Annotated in this window: 16 protein-coding genes; 3 read left to right on the top strand and 13 right to left on the bottom strand. The window is 62.1% G+C overall.

The window, feature by feature from the left end:
• Positions 1 to 46 precede the first annotated feature (46 nt).
• Both BFX80_RS08325 and BFX80_RS08320 read left to right on the top strand, forming a co-directional pair.
• Positions 47 to 970 carry an N-acetylmuramoyl-L-alanine amidase gene (locus BFX80_RS08325; RefSeq protein ID WP_084208551.1) on the top strand — a complete coding sequence of 308 codons (924 nt, stop codon included), beginning with the start codon at positions 47 to 49 and terminating at the stop codon, positions 968 to 970.
• 252 nt (positions 971 to 1,222) lie between these two features.
• Complete coding sequence (locus BFX80_RS08320; protein ID WP_127735209.1) at positions 1,223 to 1,537, top strand: hypothetical protein; 315 nt, start codon at positions 1,223 to 1,225, stop codon at positions 1,535 to 1,537.
• Between the two features lie 127 nt (positions 1,538 to 1,664).
• Here BFX80_RS08320 and BFX80_RS08315 read toward each other — a convergent pair whose 3' ends face one another.
• The 8 genes from BFX80_RS08315 to BFX80_RS08280 all read right to left on the bottom strand — a co-directional run bounded on the left by BFX80_RS08315 (position 1,665) and on the right by BFX80_RS08280 (position 10,299).
• Complete coding sequence (locus BFX80_RS08315) at positions 1,665 to 2,366, bottom strand: ABC transporter ATP-binding protein (RefSeq protein ID WP_084209692.1); 702 nt, start codon at positions 2,364 to 2,366, stop codon at positions 1,665 to 1,667.
• A 74-nt stretch (positions 2,367 to 2,440) separates the two neighbouring features.
• Positions 2,441 to 3,172, bottom strand: a complete 732-nt coding sequence (livG, locus tag BFX80_RS08310; RefSeq protein WP_141391580.1) for a high-affinity branched-chain amino acid ABC transporter ATP-binding protein LivG — start codon at positions 3,170 to 3,172, stop codon at positions 2,441 to 2,443.
• A 106-nt stretch (positions 3,173 to 3,278) separates the two neighbouring features.
• On the bottom strand, positions 3,279 to 4,604 hold the full coding sequence (livM, locus tag BFX80_RS08305; protein WP_084208549.1) for a high-affinity branched-chain amino acid ABC transporter permease LivM: 1,326 nt from the start codon (positions 4,602 to 4,604) through the stop codon (positions 3,279 to 3,281).
• A complete protein-coding gene (gene livH / locus BFX80_RS08300) occupies positions 4,604 to 5,524 on the bottom strand; it encodes a high-affinity branched-chain amino acid ABC transporter permease LivH (protein ID WP_043336883.1) in 921 nt (306 codons plus the stop codon). Before livH ends, livM begins: the two co-directional genes overlap by 1 nt.
• Positions 5,525 to 5,754: 230 nt before the next feature.
• On the bottom strand, positions 5,755 to 6,855 hold the full coding sequence (locus BFX80_RS08295) for a branched-chain amino acid ABC transporter substrate-binding protein (RefSeq protein ID WP_371861074.1): 1,101 nt from the start codon (positions 6,853 to 6,855) through the stop codon (positions 5,755 to 5,757).
• Between the two features lie 653 nt (positions 6,856 to 7,508).
• Positions 7,509 to 9,536: an excinuclease ABC subunit UvrB gene (gene uvrB / locus BFX80_RS08290; RefSeq protein ID WP_077375901.1), complete on the bottom strand. Its 2,028-nt coding sequence runs from the start codon at positions 9,534 to 9,536 to the stop codon at positions 7,509 to 7,511.
• A 74-nt stretch (positions 9,537 to 9,610) separates the two neighbouring features.
• A complete protein-coding gene (locus tag BFX80_RS08285) occupies positions 9,611 to 10,045 on the bottom strand; it encodes an OsmC family protein (protein WP_077375898.1) in 435 nt (144 codons plus the stop codon).
• Between the two features lie 62 nt (positions 10,046 to 10,107).
• Positions 10,108 to 10,299, bottom strand: coding sequence for a hypothetical protein (locus BFX80_RS08280; RefSeq protein WP_077375895.1), 192 nt, complete (start codon positions 10,297 to 10,299; stop codon positions 10,108 to 10,110).
• Positions 10,300 to 10,571: 272 nt separating this feature from the next.
• Between BFX80_RS08280 and ygfZ the strand changes: the two genes are divergently transcribed.
• Positions 10,572 to 11,645 carry a CAF17-like 4Fe-4S cluster assembly/insertion protein YgfZ gene (gene ygfZ / locus BFX80_RS08275; protein ID WP_084208547.1) on the top strand — a complete coding sequence of 358 codons (1,074 nt, stop codon included), beginning with the start codon at positions 10,572 to 10,574 and terminating at the stop codon, positions 11,643 to 11,645.
• 242 nt (positions 11,646 to 11,887) lie between these two features.
• Here ygfZ and BFX80_RS08270 read toward each other — a convergent pair whose 3' ends face one another.
• The 5 genes from BFX80_RS08270 to BFX80_RS08250 form a co-directional block, all read right to left on the bottom strand.
• On the bottom strand, positions 11,888 to 14,656 hold the full coding sequence (locus BFX80_RS08270; protein WP_167593002.1) for an EAL domain-containing protein: 2,769 nt from the start codon (positions 14,654 to 14,656) through the stop codon (positions 11,888 to 11,890).
• A 121-nt stretch (positions 14,657 to 14,777) separates the two neighbouring features.
• Positions 14,778 to 15,545 (bottom strand): TatD family hydrolase, encoded by a 768-nt coding sequence (locus tag BFX80_RS08265; RefSeq protein ID WP_084208545.1) that lies wholly within the window; start codon positions 15,543 to 15,545, stop codon positions 14,778 to 14,780.
• A gap of 135 nt (positions 15,546 to 15,680) precedes the next feature.
• Positions 15,681 to 16,163: a large conductance mechanosensitive channel protein MscL gene (mscL, locus tag BFX80_RS08260; protein WP_077375883.1), complete on the bottom strand. Its 483-nt coding sequence runs from the start codon at positions 16,161 to 16,163 to the stop codon at positions 15,681 to 15,683.
• A 343-nt stretch (positions 16,164 to 16,506) separates the two neighbouring features.
• Entirely contained in the window at positions 16,507 to 18,096 is a 1,590-nt protein-coding gene (locus BFX80_RS08255; RefSeq protein ID WP_077375880.1) for a peptide chain release factor 3, read from the bottom strand.
• 134 nt (positions 18,097 to 18,230) lie between these two features.
• Complete coding sequence (locus BFX80_RS08250) at positions 18,231 to 18,698, bottom strand: MerR family DNA-binding protein (protein WP_240499718.1); 468 nt, start codon at positions 18,696 to 18,698, stop codon at positions 18,231 to 18,233.
• Positions 18,699 to 18,779 lie beyond the last annotated feature (81 nt).

Genomic DNA, 18,779 nt, shown 5'->3' with positions numbered 1-18,779 from the left:
GATTCACTGCCACCTCTTCACTGCCACTTCCCCTCACGAGCGACTCATGACATCAGGCTTCAACGCGTTTCGCCCTCTCACCTGCTTGACGATAGCCTCGCTGACGCTGCTGTCGGGCTGCATGCAGCATTCCCGGTCGGACACTGACGAGGCCTCGGGGAGCTATCAGCGGATGGAGGCCAGCACCGAGAGTCAAAGCAATTCTCGCGTGCGCCATCTGGTACTGCATTACACCGATGATGACCTCACAGGCTCTCTGATCAGCCTCACCGGCGCTGACGTCAGCGCGCATTATCTGCTGTCGTCGCCGATGCCCGCGACCGGCCTGCCGCGCGTCTATCCGCTGGTGCCGGAAGCGCGCCGCGCCTGGCATGCCGGCGTCAGCCATTGGGGTGAACGCGGCCACCTCAATGACACTTCCATCGGCATCGAGATGGTCAATGCCGGGCCCGAAGCGCTCACGCCCCTGGCACCCGGGCAGACGGAGACCCAAGCTTCCGGCGTGGCAAGGCGCTGGTCCCCTGATCGCCACTTCGCGGCCTGGAACGAGCAGCAGATCGCGGCCTTGATCGCGCTGGCCTCCCCCATTGTGCACCGCCATGACATCAAGGCAGTGGATGTCGTCGGACACTCCGACATCGCCCCGGACCGCAAGACCGACCCGGGCCCGCGCTTCCCCTGGCGCCGTCTGCATGAAGCCGGCATCGGGGCCTGGCCACGGGATGCCGACGTCAGCTGCTTTCGACAACAGATGGCCAGCGATGGACTGCCCGCGGAGAAGACCTTGATCGCGGCGCTCGCCCACTATGGTTATCCAGTGGAGGCCGAGCGGCCCTGGATGGCGATCGCCGCGTTTCAGGCGCACTTTCGCCCCGGGGCCATCAGTGGCCAGTTTGATGCGGAAAGCGCCGCGATCCTGCTGGCCCTCAACACGCGCTATCGCCAATCGACGCCCTGTCAGGCCCGGTGAACTCGGGAATTTCCGTCATCCAATCGTCATTCATCTGTCACATTGCTGCCGCAGCATCGACACTTCCCTGACACCTGGAGCGGTGTTGCATGGCACTTTGCCAACGGCCGTCTACTCTGGGTACAGACATGACCAGAGAGGGTCATGGATCCACACGCTTGCGACTGGCGAGGAGACGCCGGAATCCCCATTCCAATGAGGTTCATCATGGCTGATAACATTCTCAGTGCAGTACCTGATACGGCAGCAGACATGACAACACCCGCCACATCCCCCGGCGCGCTCGGATTCGTGGTCTGTGATGACAAGCGCATCTATGGGGCAGGCATGAGCGAGGAAGACTGTCTCGACAATGCCCTTGAATGCCTGTGCGGCTTCTGTGAGCGCAGCGCGCTCAAGAAGATGCTGGAACTGTGTCAATCCGGTGTGCGCTATCCGCTGCGCCAGCTTCCGGCCAGCCAGGCCTGCGTCAGCAATTGCCAGGTCTCCGGCCCTACCGATCATTATCGTATCCATGACGGCGTCGCCTATGCTCCGGAAGAATTCGTGACACCTCTCTCGGCGTAAGCCTCTCGCACCCTGCATCGCGTCCTCAAGAAAGCGCCCCTGCCACCGAGGGTTCAGTGACAGGGGCGCGTTCTGTTGCATTGCCTTCCTCCGGTGAGACGCGACAGCGAATCACGTGCCAGACCTCTCAGCCGCCAAGATAGGCGCGGCGGACCTCGTCATTGGCCAGCAGCGCCTTGCCGCTGTCCGCCAGCACCACGCGACCGTGTTCCAGCACATAACCGCGATCGGCGATCGACAAGGCGCGATGGGCATTCTGCTCCACCAGGAAGATGGTGGTGCCCTGCTCGCGCAGCTGCTCGACGATCTCGAAGATCTGCCCGATCACGATGGGCGCCAGTCCCAGCGAAGGCTCATCGAGCAACAACAGTCGCGGCCGACTCATCAAGGCACGCCCGATGGCCAACATCTGCTGCTCGCCACCGGACATGGTGCCGCCGCGCTGATGGAAGCGCTCCTTGAGGCGCGGGAAGAGCCCCAGCACATGCTCGATGCTGCGTTCGTTCTCCTCCTTGCTCTGGTAATAGCCGCCCATGGCGAGATTCTCCTCCACCGTCATGCCGGTGAAGATGCGGCGACCTTCGGGCACCACCGACAGCCCGCCACGCATCACGCGCGCCGTGGGTGTGCCGGTGATCTCCTCGCCCTCGAACCACACCCGCCCGCTGGTCGGGCGCGGATCGCCACAGATCGACATCAAAAGCGTCGTCTTGCCGGCGCCGTTGGCACCGATCAGCGTCACGATCTCGCCCTGCCCCACGGCCAGCGAGACATCATTGAGCGCCTGCACCGGCCCGTAATGTGTCGTCAGGTGCTCGAGCGCCAGCATGGCATCCCGCGGCGCGAGTGCCTCGCTGGCAGGCACGGTCTCTGGCATGACTGCATCAACATGCTCACTCATGCTCATTCCTCTCCCAGATAGGCCTTGATCACGGCATCGTTGCGTCGAATGTCATCCGGGCAGCCATCCGCCAGCGGCTGACCCTGATTGACCACGTAGATGTGATCCGAGATGCCCATCACCAGACTCATGTCGTGCTCGATCAACAGCACCGAGATGCCCTCATCGCGGGTCAGGCTGACGATCAGGTCATCGAGATCCCGGGTCTCGTTGGGGTTGAGGCCGGCCGCCGGCTCATCCAGCATCAGCAGCCGTGGCCTGGCCACCATGCATCGCGCGATCTCGAGTCGCCGCTGCTGGCCATAGGCCAGATTGCCGGCCTCGCGATTGGCGAATTCGAGCAGACCGACACGCTCCAGCCAGTCACCGGCATGCTGCATCAGCGCCTTTTCACTGCGGCGATAGCCCGGCGTCTTGAACAGGCCCTTGAGAAGATTGCGCTCAGCGTGCATGTGCTGCGCCACCAGCAGGTTTTCGATGACCGTCATCTCCTTGAACAGCCGCACGTTCTGGAAGGTGCGTACCATGCCAGCCTGGGCGATCCGGTACCCCGGCAGGCGATGCATGGCGCGATTCTGGAAATACACCTCGCCGCCGGTGGGCTGATAGAAGCCGGAAATGCAGTTGAAGACGGTGGTCTTGCCCGCACCATTCGGCCCGATGACCGATACCACCTCGCCCGGATGTACCTGAAGCGTCACGCCGTCCACGGCCTTGAGGCCACCGAACTGCATGGTGAGATCACGTACGTCCAGCAGCGGTGCCCCGCCCTCGGCGCGTGCCTGGCGGTGTGAGGAAGCGGCTGGCGCCTCATTGTCGAATGCTTGCTTGTCATGTGCGTCAGCCACGGTCGAGCTCCATCTGCGGTCGTTTGAGCGGCACCAGGCCTTGAGGACGCCACACCATCATCAGCACCATCATCAGCCCGAACAGCAACATGCGATATTCATTGAACTCACGGGCCAGCTCCGGCAACAGCGTCATGGCGATCGCCGCCAGGATGACGCCTAGCTGCGAGCCCATTCCGCCCAGCACCACGATGGCGAGAATGATCGCCGACTCGATGAAGGTGAAGGACTCGGGACTGATGAAGCCCTGACGCGCGGCGAAGAAGGCACCGGCGAAGCCCGCGAAACTCGCCCCGATCGTGAAGGCCGAGAGCTTGATGCCGGTGGGATTCATGCCCAGTGAACGGCAGGCGATGTCATCCTCGCGCAGCGCCTCCCACGCCCGCCCGATGGGCATGCGCAACAGACGATAGATCACGAACAGCGTGATCAGCACCAGGATCAAGGCCAGCAGGTACAGATAGATCACCTTGAAGGCCGGGTCGTAGTCGATGCCGAAGAACTCATGGAAGGCGATGTTGCCCTCATCGGCTCGCCGCGAGAACTCGAGATTGAACAAGGTCGGCTTGGGTATGCGCGCGATGCCATTCGGGCCGCCGGTCAGCTCCGTCCAGTTGTTGAGCAGGATACGGATGATCTCGCCGAAGCCCAGCGTCACGATGGCCAGGTAGTCACCCCGCAGCCGCAGCACGGGGAAGCCGAGCAGATAGCCGAACAGCGCCGTCATCAACCCCGCGATGGGCAGCGCTTCCCAGAAGCTGAAGCCCAGATAGCTGTTGAGCAGTGCGTAGGTATAGGCTCCGACCGCATAGAAGCCCACGTAACCGAGATCCAGCAGCCCCGCGAGACCCACCACCACGTTGAGCCCCAGGCCCAGCATGATGTAGATCAGCGTCAGGGTCGCGAGATCCACCGCCGAGCGGTTGGACAGAAACGGGAAGATCAGCAACGCACCGATGGCCAGCATGATCCACAGCTGACGCTTCTGACCGCTCATCACGTCGGGGACGCGGAAACGTGATGGCTTGCGGGTACGCGCACGCCATTCCTCGATCTGTGGCCGCACCAGCTGGTGCAGGAAGACGGCCAGTGACGCGGCCAGCAACCAGCCCCAGGTGTCCATGCCCATCAAGCGTACCGTGGTGGTGATACCGGTGGACTCGAGCTGCACCCCCAGTACCGAGCCACCCAGCACGAGAGTCAACACGGCGGCCGCAAGTGCCGACCACCAGGGACGACGATAGGAAGGCTGTGGCGGAATCGTCTCGGCGGGCGAGGTGCCCGCTGTCTTCAGAGTCTGTTTCGCAAGCTTGGGCATCAGATCTTCTCCACTTCGGGCTTGCCGAGAATCCCGGAGGGACGGAACAGCAGAATCAGGATCAGCAGTCCGAAGGCCACCACGTCCTTGTATTCCGTGGACAGATAGCCGCCGGTCAGCGCCTCCGCGACGCCCAGCAGCAGGCCACCCAGCATCGCGCCGGGGATACTGCCGATACCGCCCAGCACCGCCGCCGTGAACGCCTTGAGCCCGGCCAGGAAGCCGATGTAGGGATTGACCACGCCGTAGTACATGCCGAGCAGCAGTCCCGCCACGGCGGCAAGCGCCGCCCCGATCACGAAGGTCATCGAGATGATCATGTCGGTATTGATGCCCAGCAGACGCGCCATGCCGGCATCCTGGGAGCAGGCACGACAGGCACGCCCCAGGCGCGAGCGCGAGATGAACGATGACAGCAGCAGCATGCACACCAGCGTGACGCTGAAGATGATCACCTGCATGTAGGACAGATTGACCGCGAAGCTTTCCAGCCCGAACTCCCAGCCGCCCGGAATCAGGCTGGAGATCGCCATGTCCCGCGAGCCCTGGGCCAGACGCATGTAATTCTGCAGGAAGATCGACATGCCGATCGCCGAGATCAGCGCGATCAGACGCTTGGAGCCACGTACCGGGCGATAGGCCACCCGCTCTACGGCGAAACCGTAGGCACAGGACACCAGCACCGCCACCAGCAAGGCGGCCGCCATCAGAAAGAAGGGGTTGGCGATGCCCAGCATGCCCAGCGCCGCGATGACGATGAAGGTCACGTAGGTGCCGATCATGTAGATCTCGCCGTGGGCGAAATTGATCATGCCGATGATGCCGTAGACCATCGTGTAGCCGATGGCGATCAAGGCATAGGTACTGCCGATGGTCAGGCCATTGATGACCTGCTGCAGGAAGTAGAGGATGTCTTCCATTGAAACGACCCTTGGCCGCGACAGTGTTCGGCTTGTGGCCGGAAACTGTCAGGGAAATGCCGCATGCGCGACGACGACGGGAAGGCACGGCGATGTTGCATCGCCATGAACTCGACCGAACGGAGAGGCCCGCCATGCCACGCGGCATGACGGGACAGCGTGTCGGCATTGATCCGCCGGGCCTCATGACAGGTCACGAGACCGCAGCGAGTGCTGATATCAGCCGCTGATCAATGTGCCGCTTCGCTCTTGGTACCGTCGGCGTGCCAGTTGTAGACGACGAAGTTGAAGTCCTTCAGATCGCCCTTCTCATCGTATTCGACCTTGCCGATGGGCGTGTCGAAGCTGTTGGCCTTGAGATATTCCGCGACATCATAGGGGTCGGTGGAGTCGGCGCCCTTGATGCCATCGGCGATCAGCTCCACTGCGGTGTAGGCGGGCATGACGAACGGACCGGAAGGGTCCTGCTCCTTGTCCTTGAAGGCCGCGACCAGATCCGCGTTCTTCGGGTCATTCTCGAAGGCCGGCGGCAGTGTCACGTACAGGCCTTCCGAGGCCTGGCCGGCAATCTTGGAAATGTCCGGATTCCCGACCCCTTCCGGCCCCATGAAGGGCGCGTCGAAGCCAAGTTCACGCGACTGACGCAGCAAGAGGCCCAGTTCCGGGTGATAGCCGCCGTAGTAGACGAAGTCGACGTTCTCCTTCTTGAGCTTGGAGATCAGCGCCGAGAAATCCTTGTCACCCGCCGTGATGCCCTCGAACAGCACCACATCGATACCCGCTTCCTCGACGGTATCGCGCACGCCGGTGGCGATACCTTCCCCGTACTGCTGCTTGTCGTGGATCACGGCCATGTGCTTGGGCTTGATCGTCTCGGCGATATAGCGCCCCGCAACCGGCCCCTGCAGCGAGTCCAGGCCGATGGTGCGGAAGACCAGCTCATAGCCCTGCTCGGTGATGGTCGGACTGGTGGACGCCGCCGTGATCATCATCACGCCTTCCTCGGCGTAGATGTCCGAGGCCGGTTGCGTCGCGCTGGAGCACAGGTGGCCGATCACGTACTGGACGCCGTCATTGACGATCTGGTTGGCGACCGCCACCGCCTGCTTGGGATCACAGGCGTCGTCGTATTTGACGCCCTTGAGCATCTCGCCGTCGACGCCGCCGGCGGCATTGATCCGCTCGATGGCCATCTCGGCACCGATGAACTGCATGTCACCGTACTGGGCGACCGGCCCCGTGACCGGGCCTGCCATGGCGATGGTGATATCTGCCTGAGCCTGGGTGGACATCGCCGCGGCGATACCGAGAGCGAGAAGAGACCTGCGCATCATGATGAGAATTCCTGTTCCCGATTATTGTTGTACTACGGCCGGGCAGACCTGACGGGTGCCTTGCGGCAGCATTGCGCCGCCCGAAAAGGACTGGCGACAATCGCTGTCATTCGCTGACCTTGTCCGCCGCCGCCAGCCATCAGGCAGGCGACTCGCGACGCCAGGAATGCCTTGAAAGCATTATTGGCAGCAGCGAATACGCATGTAAAGCGACCGTTTGAGCGCTCATGAATGCAGGCCAAGGCCCTACCAATAGCGAAAAAGACTGCGCTTTCCATTCTGGCCAGACAATCGTTGGCATTGACGATGAAAGCCAGTCATTGGCGTATGTGAAGACGCAGTTGACAGGAATTCCCTCTTCACTTGCACCATCAGGTCGCATTGCTGCACCCACCCCGGCTACGCCCAAGGTTGTAGGAAAAGCAATCCTGCCGCCCTCCCGAGGCAACCGGTTGCCCCTGAGCCATGCACTGAGCTGCAATATGATGATCTGCAACGCAATAGACAAGATAACGGGATAACCTGCTGATGGCACCTCCCCGTCAGATACCCGCCAGCCCTGAACGCCACGCGCCCGACGATGGGTGACATCGTCGGGCGCGCAGGGTCATGCCTTTAGCAACGCGAATGCTGGGGGATGGAGAGTAGCGTCAGCCCAGCGCGAGCAGGCGATTGCGCACGTCATTGATCTGATCGCGCAGTCGACCGGCTTCCTCGAATTCGAGATTCTTGGCCGCCGCGAACATGGCATCTTCCAGCCGGCTGATTTCCTTCTCGAGTGCCTGAGGGCCTTGAGCCGCCAGAGCCGCATAGTCCGGCGTCTCTTCCGCCACCTGTCGCTCGTTGCCCTTGCGACGACTGCTCTTGCGTCCCGGTGCCTGGGCACCTTCCATGATATCCGCCACCGATTTGGTGATGGTACGCGGCGTGATGCCGTGCTCTTCATTGAAGGCCATCTGCTTCTCACGGCGGCGCTCCGTCTCGGCTATCGCACGCTGCATGGAATCGGTGATGCGATCGCCATACAGAATCGCCTTGCCGTTGGCGTTGCGCGCCGCACGGCCGATGGTCTGGATCAGGGAGCGCTCGGAGCGCAAAAAGCCCTCCTTGTCGGAATCCAGAATCGCCACCAGCGAGACTTCCGGGATATCAAGGCCCTCACGCAGCAGGTTGATGCCGACCAGCACATCAAACTTGCCAAGACGCAGATCCCGGATGATCTCTACGCGCTCGACGGTGTCGATATCCGAGTGCAGATAGCGCACCCGAACATCGTGCTCTCCCAGATACTCGGTCAGGTCTTCCGCCATGCGCTTGGTCAGCGTGGTGATCAAAACGCGCTCACCGACCTCGGTGCGCGCCTTGATCTCGGAGAGCACGTCATCGACCTGGGTCGAGGCAGAGCGCACCTCGATGACCGGATCAAGCAGCCCCGTGGGACGGACGACCTGCTCCACCACCTGCCCGGCATGCTCTTCTTCATAGGTACCGGGTGTCGCCGAGACGAAGACGGTCTGCGGCAGGATGCTTTCCCACTCCTCGAATTTCATCGGGCGATTGTCCAGCGCCGATGGCAGACGGAAGCCGTATTCGACCAGCGTCTCCTTGCGTGAACGGTCACCGCGATACATCCCGCCGACCTGAGGCACGCTGACGTGGGACTCGTCGATGAAGACCAGCGCGTCCTTGGGCAGGTAATCGAAGAAGGTCGGCGGCGCATTGCCGGGATCACGCCCGGACAGATAGCGCGAGTAGTTCTCGATGCCGTTGCAGTAGCCCAGCTCCATCATCATCTCGATGTCGTAGAGGGTACGCTGCTCCAGACGCTGCGCCTCGACCAGCTTGTCGTGCTTGCGCAGGTAATCGAGGCGCTCGACCAGCTCTTCCTTGATGTGATCGACCGCGGCGACGATGGTCTCGCGCGGCGTCACGTAGTGGCTCTTGGGGTAGATGGTCATGCGCGGCACCGACTCGGCCACTTCACCGGTCAGCGGATCGAACAGCCGGATGGAGTCGATCTCGTCATCGAACAGCTCGACACGCACGGCCTGCTCCTCGGAGTCCGCCGGGAAGATGTCGATCACGTCGCCACGCACGCGATAGGTACCGCGCCGGAAATCCATGTCGTTGCGGGTGTACTGCAGCTCCGCCAGGCGCCTGAGAAAGCCGCGTTGGTCGATCTGCTCACCACGATTGAAGTGCAGACGCATCTTCAGGTACTGATCCGGGTCACCCAGGCCGTAGATCGCCGAGACGGAGACCACGATGATCGCATCGCGCCGCTCCAGCAGCGCCTTGGTCGCCGACAGGCGCATCTGCTCGATGTGGTCGTTGATCGAGGCGTCCTTCTCGATGAAGGTATCCGAGGACGCGACATAGGCTTCGGGCTGGTAATAATCGTAATAGGAGACGAAGTACTCGACGGCGTTGTCAGGGAAGAACGACTTGAACTCGCCATAGAGCTGGGCTGCCAACGTCTTGTTGGGCGCCATCACGATCGCGGGTCGCTGCAGACGCTCCACGATGTTGGCGACGGTGAACGTCTTGCCCGAGCCGGTCACACCCAGAAGCGTCTGATGCGCAAGACCCGCTTCCAGGCCAGTGATCAGCTTCTCGATGGCAGCCGGTTGATCACCGGCTGGCTTGAACTTGGAATTGATGCGAAATGGTTTGCTCATGCGCTCTCAATGGTGGCGGTCATGCCGCTCTTCAACTGACGGTGGCGGCCAGACTTGCGAAAGGACACCGCGCCCTACTCGGGTGATATCTCGCGACTCGTCACACTGACCCGGGTGCTGGTCATCAGTCGATGGATGGGGCAACGCTCGGAAATCTCGAGCAGGCGCTGACGCGTCGCCTCATCGAGTTCCGCACCATCCTCGGCCTGGAAGTGCATGCTGACGCTCAGACGATACTCCGCGTTCTCACCTGCGCGACGCTCATCACTGTCATCACGGTCCACCGTGGTCACGATGGACGCGAGTGGCAGCCCCTTGCGCCGCGCATACATCAACACGGTGATCGACTTGCAGGCACCCAGCGAGAGATCGAAGTAGTCGTGCGGGTCCGGCGCACTGTCCTCGCCACCCACCACGGTGGGCACATCCACCAGCAGTTCCTCGAAGCTCGCGACCTGAACCCGATGGACGAAGCTGCCAGCCTTGCGGGTAATCACCTCGATGCTCATGCACTACCTCCTTGTCGTGGACTCTCGCGAGACGCATCCGAGCCTGCTGGCGAGCAGAGCGCTCACTTCACCTTGTAACCCGCCTTCTCGACGGTCTTGACCACGGCGTCATACCGCACCTGCCCTTCGACCTCGGCAAAGCCACGCCCGACCTCGGCCTCCTTGACCCCGTCCATCATCATCAAGGCAGTGGTGACCTTGTTGACATCCTTGACGCTCTCGACACCGATCAATGTAAGGGAAAAGCTGGCCATCTCGTGATTCCTGTCTCGCTGGATAAAAAGGATCGCAGGCGCGATCAAACCGCCAAGAATACCACGTTTGACGAGGGCTCCCCCATGCATGCCAGCGAGTCGCCTCAGGCTTTCATGCCAGTGGATCGCCCCGAAAGATGCCGTGTTGCCCTGCCGGGGGCTGACAGCTGACCACTGCCGCGTGACAATGCCTGCATCGAATGTACCGCTGGCAATTCTCAGGCATTGAACCGCCTGCGGCGGACCCCTCCTTTGCGACAGGATAGCGCGACATGACTGATTTCAAGACCCTGATGCAAGCCCACGGCTTTCACGCGACACAGGCGGGCAAGCTTGCCCCCGAGTCGCCGCTTGCCCCCGAGACCGATGGCGCCGGGAGTCTCACGCCCCTCTCCTGCTTCGAGGTACTCGCGGTCAATGGCGCGGATGGTGAGCGCTTTCTCCAGGGACAGACCTCGCAGCAGCTTGCGCTGGTGGATGGCTCACTCGCTCCGCTGACCGCCTTCTGCACTCCCAAGGGGCGGATTCTGGCGATGGCCCAGCTGATGCGTCTCAGCGAGGATTGCCTGTGGCTGCTGATGCCGACGGGCACGGCGGAGCCCCTGCGCGCGCACCTTGCCAAGTTCGCGCCCTTCTACAAGGTGAGTCTCGAGGTCCGGGAGGATAGCGTGGTCGTGGGGCTCACGGGAGAGCCCGCCCTGACCCGGGCGGCCGAGCAACTGGCCGATGCTGCCTCCTCACAGCACACCGCGCTTGGCCCGCATGATTTCGCCATGTTGGCAACCCCGGATGCCGTGCTTGCCCGCCAGCCGGGGGCAGAGATGGCACGAGGCGTACTGGTCGGCTCTGATGCGCAGGTGACCCGACTCAGCCGTGCACTGCTCGATGGCGGCATCAATACCCGTGACGAGAATCACTGGGCGCGCGAGGACATTCGTGCCGGCCTGCAGTGGGTGGACTCGGAGCAGACGGATGCCTGGCTGCCGCAGATGCTCAACCTGGAAGCGCTGGCGGCCATCAGCTTCAAGAAGGGGTGCTATACCGGTCAGGAAGTCGTGGCCCGCGCCCACTTCCGTGGTCAGGTCAAGAAGCGCCTGCAGCGCCTGACGGCGGAGCCGGTCACTCCTCTGCCGCAGCCGGGCGGCAAGGTGGTCTCGCCAGAAGGCAAGGCCATGGGTGAGATCCTGCGGGTCGCCAACAATGCCGATGGCAGCCTGGAAGTGCTGGCGGTGGTGAGCCTGCGCGATGAGGAAGCCCCCCTGACCCTCGAGACTGGGGAGCCCTTGCACCGCGCCCCGCTGCCCTATCCGCTGGAGCGACGTGACCCGGAACAGCTCAAGGCATGAACTTGAAGGCATGAACTTGAAGACATGAGCTTGAAGACATGAGCACCAGGCAGCGCTGCCAGCCGTGACACGGACGCCACGGCTGGCCTGGTTAGCCGCCTGCGGCGTCATGACAGACAGGCCCCGGCGAAGCGATTCGTCGGGGCCTGTCTGTATCAATGCCTGGCTGTATCAGAGGCTGACCTTGGCAGCATCCGGCTGAGTCAAGGCCTGGGCATCTCGAAGCGGGAGAGCCGAGACCGCTAGCCCATTTCGCCAGTGACGCTGGCCGGCAACCAGTGCTTGCCGGCCTTGAGATGCTGGATCAGCTGCTCGGACGGCAGGGGACGCGAATAGAGGTAGCCCTGATGAAGATGACAGCCGCGTGCCAGAAGCGCCGTGCGTTGCTCAGGGGTCTCGATACCCTCCGCCACCACGGCCAGATGGAAGGCCTCCCCCAGTCCCAGCATCGCATCAATCATCGCCCGCCCCTTGTCGGTATCCATCGCGACCACGAATTGCCGATCGATCTTCACCTTGTCGAACGGCAGTTGCTGCAATTGCGACAGGGACGAGTACCCGGTCCCGAAGTCATCAAGTGCCAGGGCGACACCCTGTGAGCGAATGCGCTGGAAGAGGATGGCCAGACTCTGGATATCTTCCGGCAGCTGACTCTCCACCAGCTCGATGGTCAGTTGGCGACACAGCTCAGGCCGTTGGAACAGCCTCTTGAGATCCGCCAGAAATCGCTCGTCCATCATGTGTCTGACCGTGACATTGACGCTGAGATGCAGCGCATGACCGGCGTCATGCACACGGATCAGGGTGGCAATGCTCTCCTTGATGACCCAGCGCCCCAGGGCCACATCGAGGTTGGCGGATTCGATGATCGGCATGAAGTCGCCGGAGCCCAGCAGACCATGCTCCGGATGCTGCCAACGCACCAGCGCCTCGGAAAGCACGAGGGATCCATCCCGTCCATCGACGATCGGCTGCAGATGAAGCCGCAGCTGGTCCTGCTGCAATCCCTCGACGAATTCCGCTTCGAGCTGCTTGAGACGCCTGACTTCTCGTTCGGCCTCTTCATCGAAGAAGTGCCACTCGCGATTGAGCTGAAGCGTGTCGTGCAATGCGCGCTCACAGCGGTAGACCAGCGCATCCATCTGCTCACCATCCTCGGGAAAGCGACTGATGCCGAGGCTGGGCAGCAGATAGATATCCTCGCCGTTGAGCGACACCTTGTGACGTACCGCCACCAGCAGCATATCCAGCCAGCCGCAGATGCCGCCCCGCGCGGCCTCGAGCAGCCGTCGTGGCACCATGATCAAGAGACGATCCGTCTCCAGACGTGCGACATGGCCTGATGTGCCCAGCAAGGGGTCCAGTCGACGTTGCAGCAACTCCAGCTGGCGATTGCCCGCCTCCGGCCCCGCATGCTCATAGAGCTCCTGCAGCCCGCCGATACGCAATGCCATCAGCACGAAACCATCAAGCCCCGAGACACGACCCAACTGATCGATACGCAGCTTGATCAAGCGCAGCATGCCTTCACGACTCAATAGCCCGGTGTCGGTATCCGTCTCGCGCTCCTGCAGAACCTGCTGCTGGAGCAGCAAGCGCTCCTGCTCCAGTCCACGAATGATCAAGGCATTCAGGGTTCTGTCCAGCACCGGCATCATCAGGCTTTCCTCCAGCGCCTGACCACGACTGGCGACCAGCAGCAGCTCGCTGCGACCGGGATGCGGCGAGACGGAATAGCCCAGCAGCTGGGTCGCCCCGAGACGCTGACACAGCAGCTGGGCACTCTCCTCGGTGGACGCGTCCACATTCGTGGCACGATTGGCCACGATCCGCCCGGCCGGCAATCGCCACAGAGGGTCACGCCGCAACGAGACACTGCTCAACCATTCCCGTTCATCACGACTCTCGACGATCAGATAGCCTGCATTGGGGTTGCCCACCTCGCGTCGATAGATGATGACTTCTGCTCCCGTCATCTCTCGTACCCGACGCAGATAGCCGGACAAGGTAGCCAAGGCGTGCTGGGGGTTGTGCGCTTCATGCGGCAATGCCAGAAACCGTTCGTTCAGGGCAAGATGCTGCTCAAGCTGAGCTTCACGCTGCAGGCCCTGCGCGGCCCAATCTCGACGACGGCGCTGATCGCGCCACAGCATGACGCCTGTCGCGATACTCGCCAATACGATGACCAGACTCAAGGCCCCCAAGGGCGCTCCCAATTGCCTGAGCATCGCGGTGACGTCATCTGCATCCTGCCAGCAGGCCATGGCAGCATGCTCATCGAAGCGCTTCATGGCCGGCAGGTCGCTACAGACGAGAGCGGCTTCCCCGCTCATCTGGCGTGACTGACTGACGACTTCAAGTCTTTCCACTCCCAGGGAAGCGGATGATTCGCTGAGCAACTCCGGGCGCATGGGGACCCCGAACACCAGCATGCCCTGCTCCTCCCGTGAAGGAAGCGCGTCTTCATCCGCATAGAGCCCGTGCACGCCCACCAGCCAGGCCCGCCCGTTCAGCACCATCCAGGCGATGACGGATCGCGTCGGGGTCTGGCGAGCCTTCTCGATCAAGGGGGCCATGGCGCGGCGCCACGCAAGCGGCTGAGCCCCCTGCCAATCATCGGACTCAAGCCCCGGACGTCGCTCCTGCCAGACAGCGGCCTTGCCATTTCCTCTGATGGCCCCGACGAGATGGATCCCCGTATTGATCGAGAACTCGGGCCCGTACATGTAGTCCAGCCACTCAGGGTTCGGGGCAGGCAAACGCAGGAACTCCTCGGTGGCCTCTTGCCAATCACCATGCTCGCGTAACTGACCTTCCAGGGCTCGCTGGCTGGCCTGGGCCCACATGGTGACGCGCTGACGCGCCGCATTCTGCTCTCCTGCTCGCAGTTGCTGTATTTGACTGATACCCAGCCAGGCGGTGGCAAGAACAGAGGCAATCAGCAGAAGCGGTATCAGCCACAGACGATGGCGGGGCTCCCGGGGCGGGCCTTGCCTCAAGGAGGCACGCACGGACTTGTCAGAATCCGGTCGCGGATGAGCAGATGTTCTACGAGGCATTGAGTTACCGATGATGACGCGATCTCCTGAATCCCGTGGCACAGTGCTGCCGAGGTGCTGGGTTCAGTCTAGATCAGGCGCTCAGTTGAAGAATACGCTGCACGGTGCGGCTGGTCGTCTCGCTGATGGCCTCCAGAGTGGACTCACGCAGCGATGCCACACTCCTTGCCACCTCCGCCACCCTGGCCGGTTCATTGCGTTGCCCCTGAAAGCCCTGCAATGGCATGTCGGGGCTGTCGGTCTCCAGCACGAAGCCATCCTCCGGCAGTGACGCCACGACTCCCCGCAGTTTGCGGGCACGCGGGTAGGTCACGCTGCCGCCCAGCCCCAGCACGAAACCGAGCTCGAGAAAGCGCTCAGCCTGAACCTGACTGCCCGCAAAGGCATGAATGATGCCGCCCCGGGTGAGGCGCGCGTTCTTGAGCCGCTTGGCCACTTCGTCATTGGCACGCACGCAATGCACGATGACAGGCAGGGAGAATTCGCGTGCCATGCTCAGCTGGGCCTCGAACAGCTGCCATTGGGCGTCATGATCGGCCAGTCGCGCATCGAAGCCGCATTCGCCCAACGCGACGATGTCGCCAGCATGCTGATCGAGGGCCTGATGAAGCGCCGCCAGCGCGCTCTCGCCATGCTCGGACAGAAAATAGGGATGCAGCCCCAGGGCACCGAAGATACGCGGGGATGACTGCACGAGTTCCAGCACGTCCGCGAAGCTGGCCACCGTGGTGGATGGCACCACGAACCTCGACACACTCTCATTCACGGCGCGCGCGATGACCGCGTCACGATCCTGAGCGAAGACGGGAAAATCCAGATGGCAATGGCTGTCGATCAACATGCAATATCCCGGTGATGGTCGTACTGCCATCGTGCTATATCAGCCAGTGACAGACAAACGAAGGGACCGGCCTGGTGGCCGGTCCCTTCGTTTGTCGATGTCGCTCTGTCAGCCATCGTGACTGGCACAGATGGCCTAGGCCGCCTCCACCGGCGCTACCGGCGCCAGCTCGGAGGTGCAATGGCCACAACGGGTCGCCGCCAGCGGCACCTTGGAAAGACAGTACGGGCAGTCCTTGTCGGTGATCTCTTCCGGCGCTTCTTCGGCTTCCTTCTTGAGCTTGTTGATCTGACGGATCAACACGAAGACGGCCAGCGCCACCAGCGCGAAACTGATGATGGCATTGATGAACAGTCCATAGTTCAGTGTCACGGCCCCCGCATCCCTCGCAGCCTCCAGACTGACATAGGGAGCCGCCTGAGCCCCTTCCTTGAGCACGAAGAAGAAGTTGGAGAAATCGACGCCCCCGATCAAGAGTCCGATCAAGGGATTGAGCATGTCACCCACCAGGCTCTTCACGATCAGCGTGAACGCCCCCCCGATGATGATGCCCACCGCCATGTCGACGACATTGCCCTTGACCGCGAAATCGCGGAATTCCTTCATGAAACCGGCCATAGCCCCACCTCCTGATGATTGTTGTTGTCCTGTCGCGACCGACATGTCCCTTAGGGGCATGCGTCTGTCAGGCCAAGGCATGCGCCCTGTGACTGCCTGAGTCGCTGGCCATCCCCATGTCTTTCGCAAGGGAGTATGCGGCCAAAGTCATCGATCTTGAGTTGGTGTGGCTAACGCTTGAGGACACGTTCAGCCCGAAAGCACGAACGCCGCCCCAAGGGGCGGCGTTCGCATCAATCCTGAATCGATCAGGGGGCCTCGGAGATGGCCTCGTCAGGCCGAAGGGCACTCGGGTGCGAGCCACTCGGATGCGAGCCACTCGGGCATCCCCCCCTGAACCGTCTCAGTGCTCGCGGGTGGCGCGGAAGGTGATGTCCGGCCAACGCTCCTGCGTCAACTGCAGATTGACGCGAGTCGGCGCGATGTAGGTCAGGAAGCCGCCGCCATCGTAGGCGAGATTGGCGCTGGCCTTGCGCTTGAAGTCCTCAAGCATCTTGGTGTCATCGCAATAGATCCAGCGCGCCGTCTGCACGTTCACCGCTTCATACATGCACTCGACCTTGTACTCTTCCTTCAGACGGTGAGCGACCACGTCAAACTGCAGCGTCCCCACGGCACCGACGATCAGGTCATTGTTGTCGAACGGCTGGAAGACCTGGGTCGCCCCCTCTTCGGAAAGCTGCTGAAGCCCTTTCTGCAGCGCCTTCATCTTCAGCGGGTCCTTCAGGCGCACCCGCTTGAACAGTTCCGGCGCGAAGTGAGGGATGCCGGTGAAGCGCATGTCTTCCCCCATGGTGAAGGTATCGCCGATCTGGATGGTGCCGTGGTTGTGCAGACCGATGATGTCACCCGGCCAGGCCTCTTCCACGTGGGAGCGGTCCGCCGCCATGAAGGTCAGGGCATCAGGAATCTTGACGTCCTTGTTGATGCGCACGTGACGCATCTTCATGTTCTTCTCGTACTTGCCGGAACAGACGCGCAGGAAGGCCACGCGGTCACGGTGCTTCGGGTCCATGTTGGCCTGGATCTTGAACACGAAGCCGGTGAAGCGTTCGTCATGGGCCGTGACTTCACGGGTATCGGTATCACGCGACTGGGGCGGCGGCGCGTATTCGACGAAGCCATCCAGCATCTCGCGTACGCCGAAGTTGCCCATGGCGGTCCCGAAGTAGACCGGTGTCAGATCACCGCGACGATAGGCCTCGAGATCGAATTCGTGAGAGGCGCCGCGCACCAGCTCGACTTCCATGCTCAGTTCTTCGATGAGATCTTCGCCCAGCACTTCAATGGCTTCGGGGCTGTCGAGGCCCTTGATGCGCACGTCATCGGGGATGCGGTTGCCCTGGCCCTGCTTGTAGAGATGGATCTCGTCATTGAGCAGGTGATAGACCCCCTTGAAACCCTTGCCGACGCCGATCGGCCAGGTCATCGGGGCACACTGGATGTTGAGGACCGTCTCGACTTCGTCCATTACCTCGATGGGATCACGCGTCTCGCGGTCCATCTTGTTGACGAAGGTCAGGATCGGCGTGGTGCGCAGGCGACAGACTTCCATCAGCTTGATGGTACGGTCCTCGACACCCTTGGCACCGTCAATGACCATCAGCGCCGAGTCGACGGCCGTCAGCGTCCGGTAGGTATCTTCCGAGAAGTCCTCGTGCCCGGGCGTATCCAGCAGATTGACCATGCGGTCCTTGTAGGGGAACTGCATCACGGAGGTGGTCACGGAGATGCCACGCTCCTGCTCCATCTTCATCCAGTCGGAGGTCGCGTGGCGATCGGCCCGCTTGCTCTTGACCGAGCCGGCCATCTGGATGGCATTCCCGAACAGCAGCAGCTTCTCGGTGATGGTGGTCTTGCCCGCATCCGGGTGAGAGATGATGGCGAATGTACGGCGAACATCCGCCGCCTTGGCAATCTGGGAATCTGACATGGGCTGAAAGGCATCCGGCTCGACGTGAGGCACGCCGCGCGCACTGTTAGGTGAATAGCAGAACGAAACGAATGGCGCGCATTGTAGCGGCTGGCGAGGCTCGGCAACAGAGGCGGGCCCATCTCACTCGACAATCACTCCTCTGTCTCCGCGACGGCCGACAAGCGCTCGACGATACGGCATTGCGCGATCACTCCCCCGGCACAACAGTGTGTCAGACGTTGCAATTCCTCTTCCATGGCAGCGAGATCTCGCTGGCGCTGCTGTACCTCGGCCAGCTGCGCCTCGATACGCGCATCGACCTGATGACACGGCAACGCCTGCTGATCCGCCAGCCCCAGCAAGGCGCGGATATCATCCAGCGAAAACCCCAGCCGCCGACAGCGGCGGATGAAGGTCAACCGCCGCAGTTGCGTACTGCCATACTCGCGATACCCGTTGGCGGCCCGCCGCGTCGGAGACAACAGGCCCTGCTTCTCGTAATAGCGGATCGTCACCGCCTGAACGTCAGAGGCGCTGGCCAGCTGACCGATGCTCATTGCCGCCTCACCGTGTGATGAGGGATGCGCCGTACCTTCCTGAGCAGACTCTCTGGCAGTCATCGATGGCTCCTCCTCTCGCGATGTGTTGCATGTCGATGCATCAGCCGTTTCGTCAGCCGACTTGACCTTATAGTCACTATA

Source organism: Cobetia marina (assembly GCF_001720485.1).
Classification (GTDB): domain Bacteria; phylum Pseudomonadota; class Gammaproteobacteria; order Pseudomonadales; family Halomonadaceae; genus Cobetia; species Cobetia marina.
Note: the sequence above shows the minus strand (reverse complement) of the source record. Positions and strands in the feature narration are given on the sequence as shown.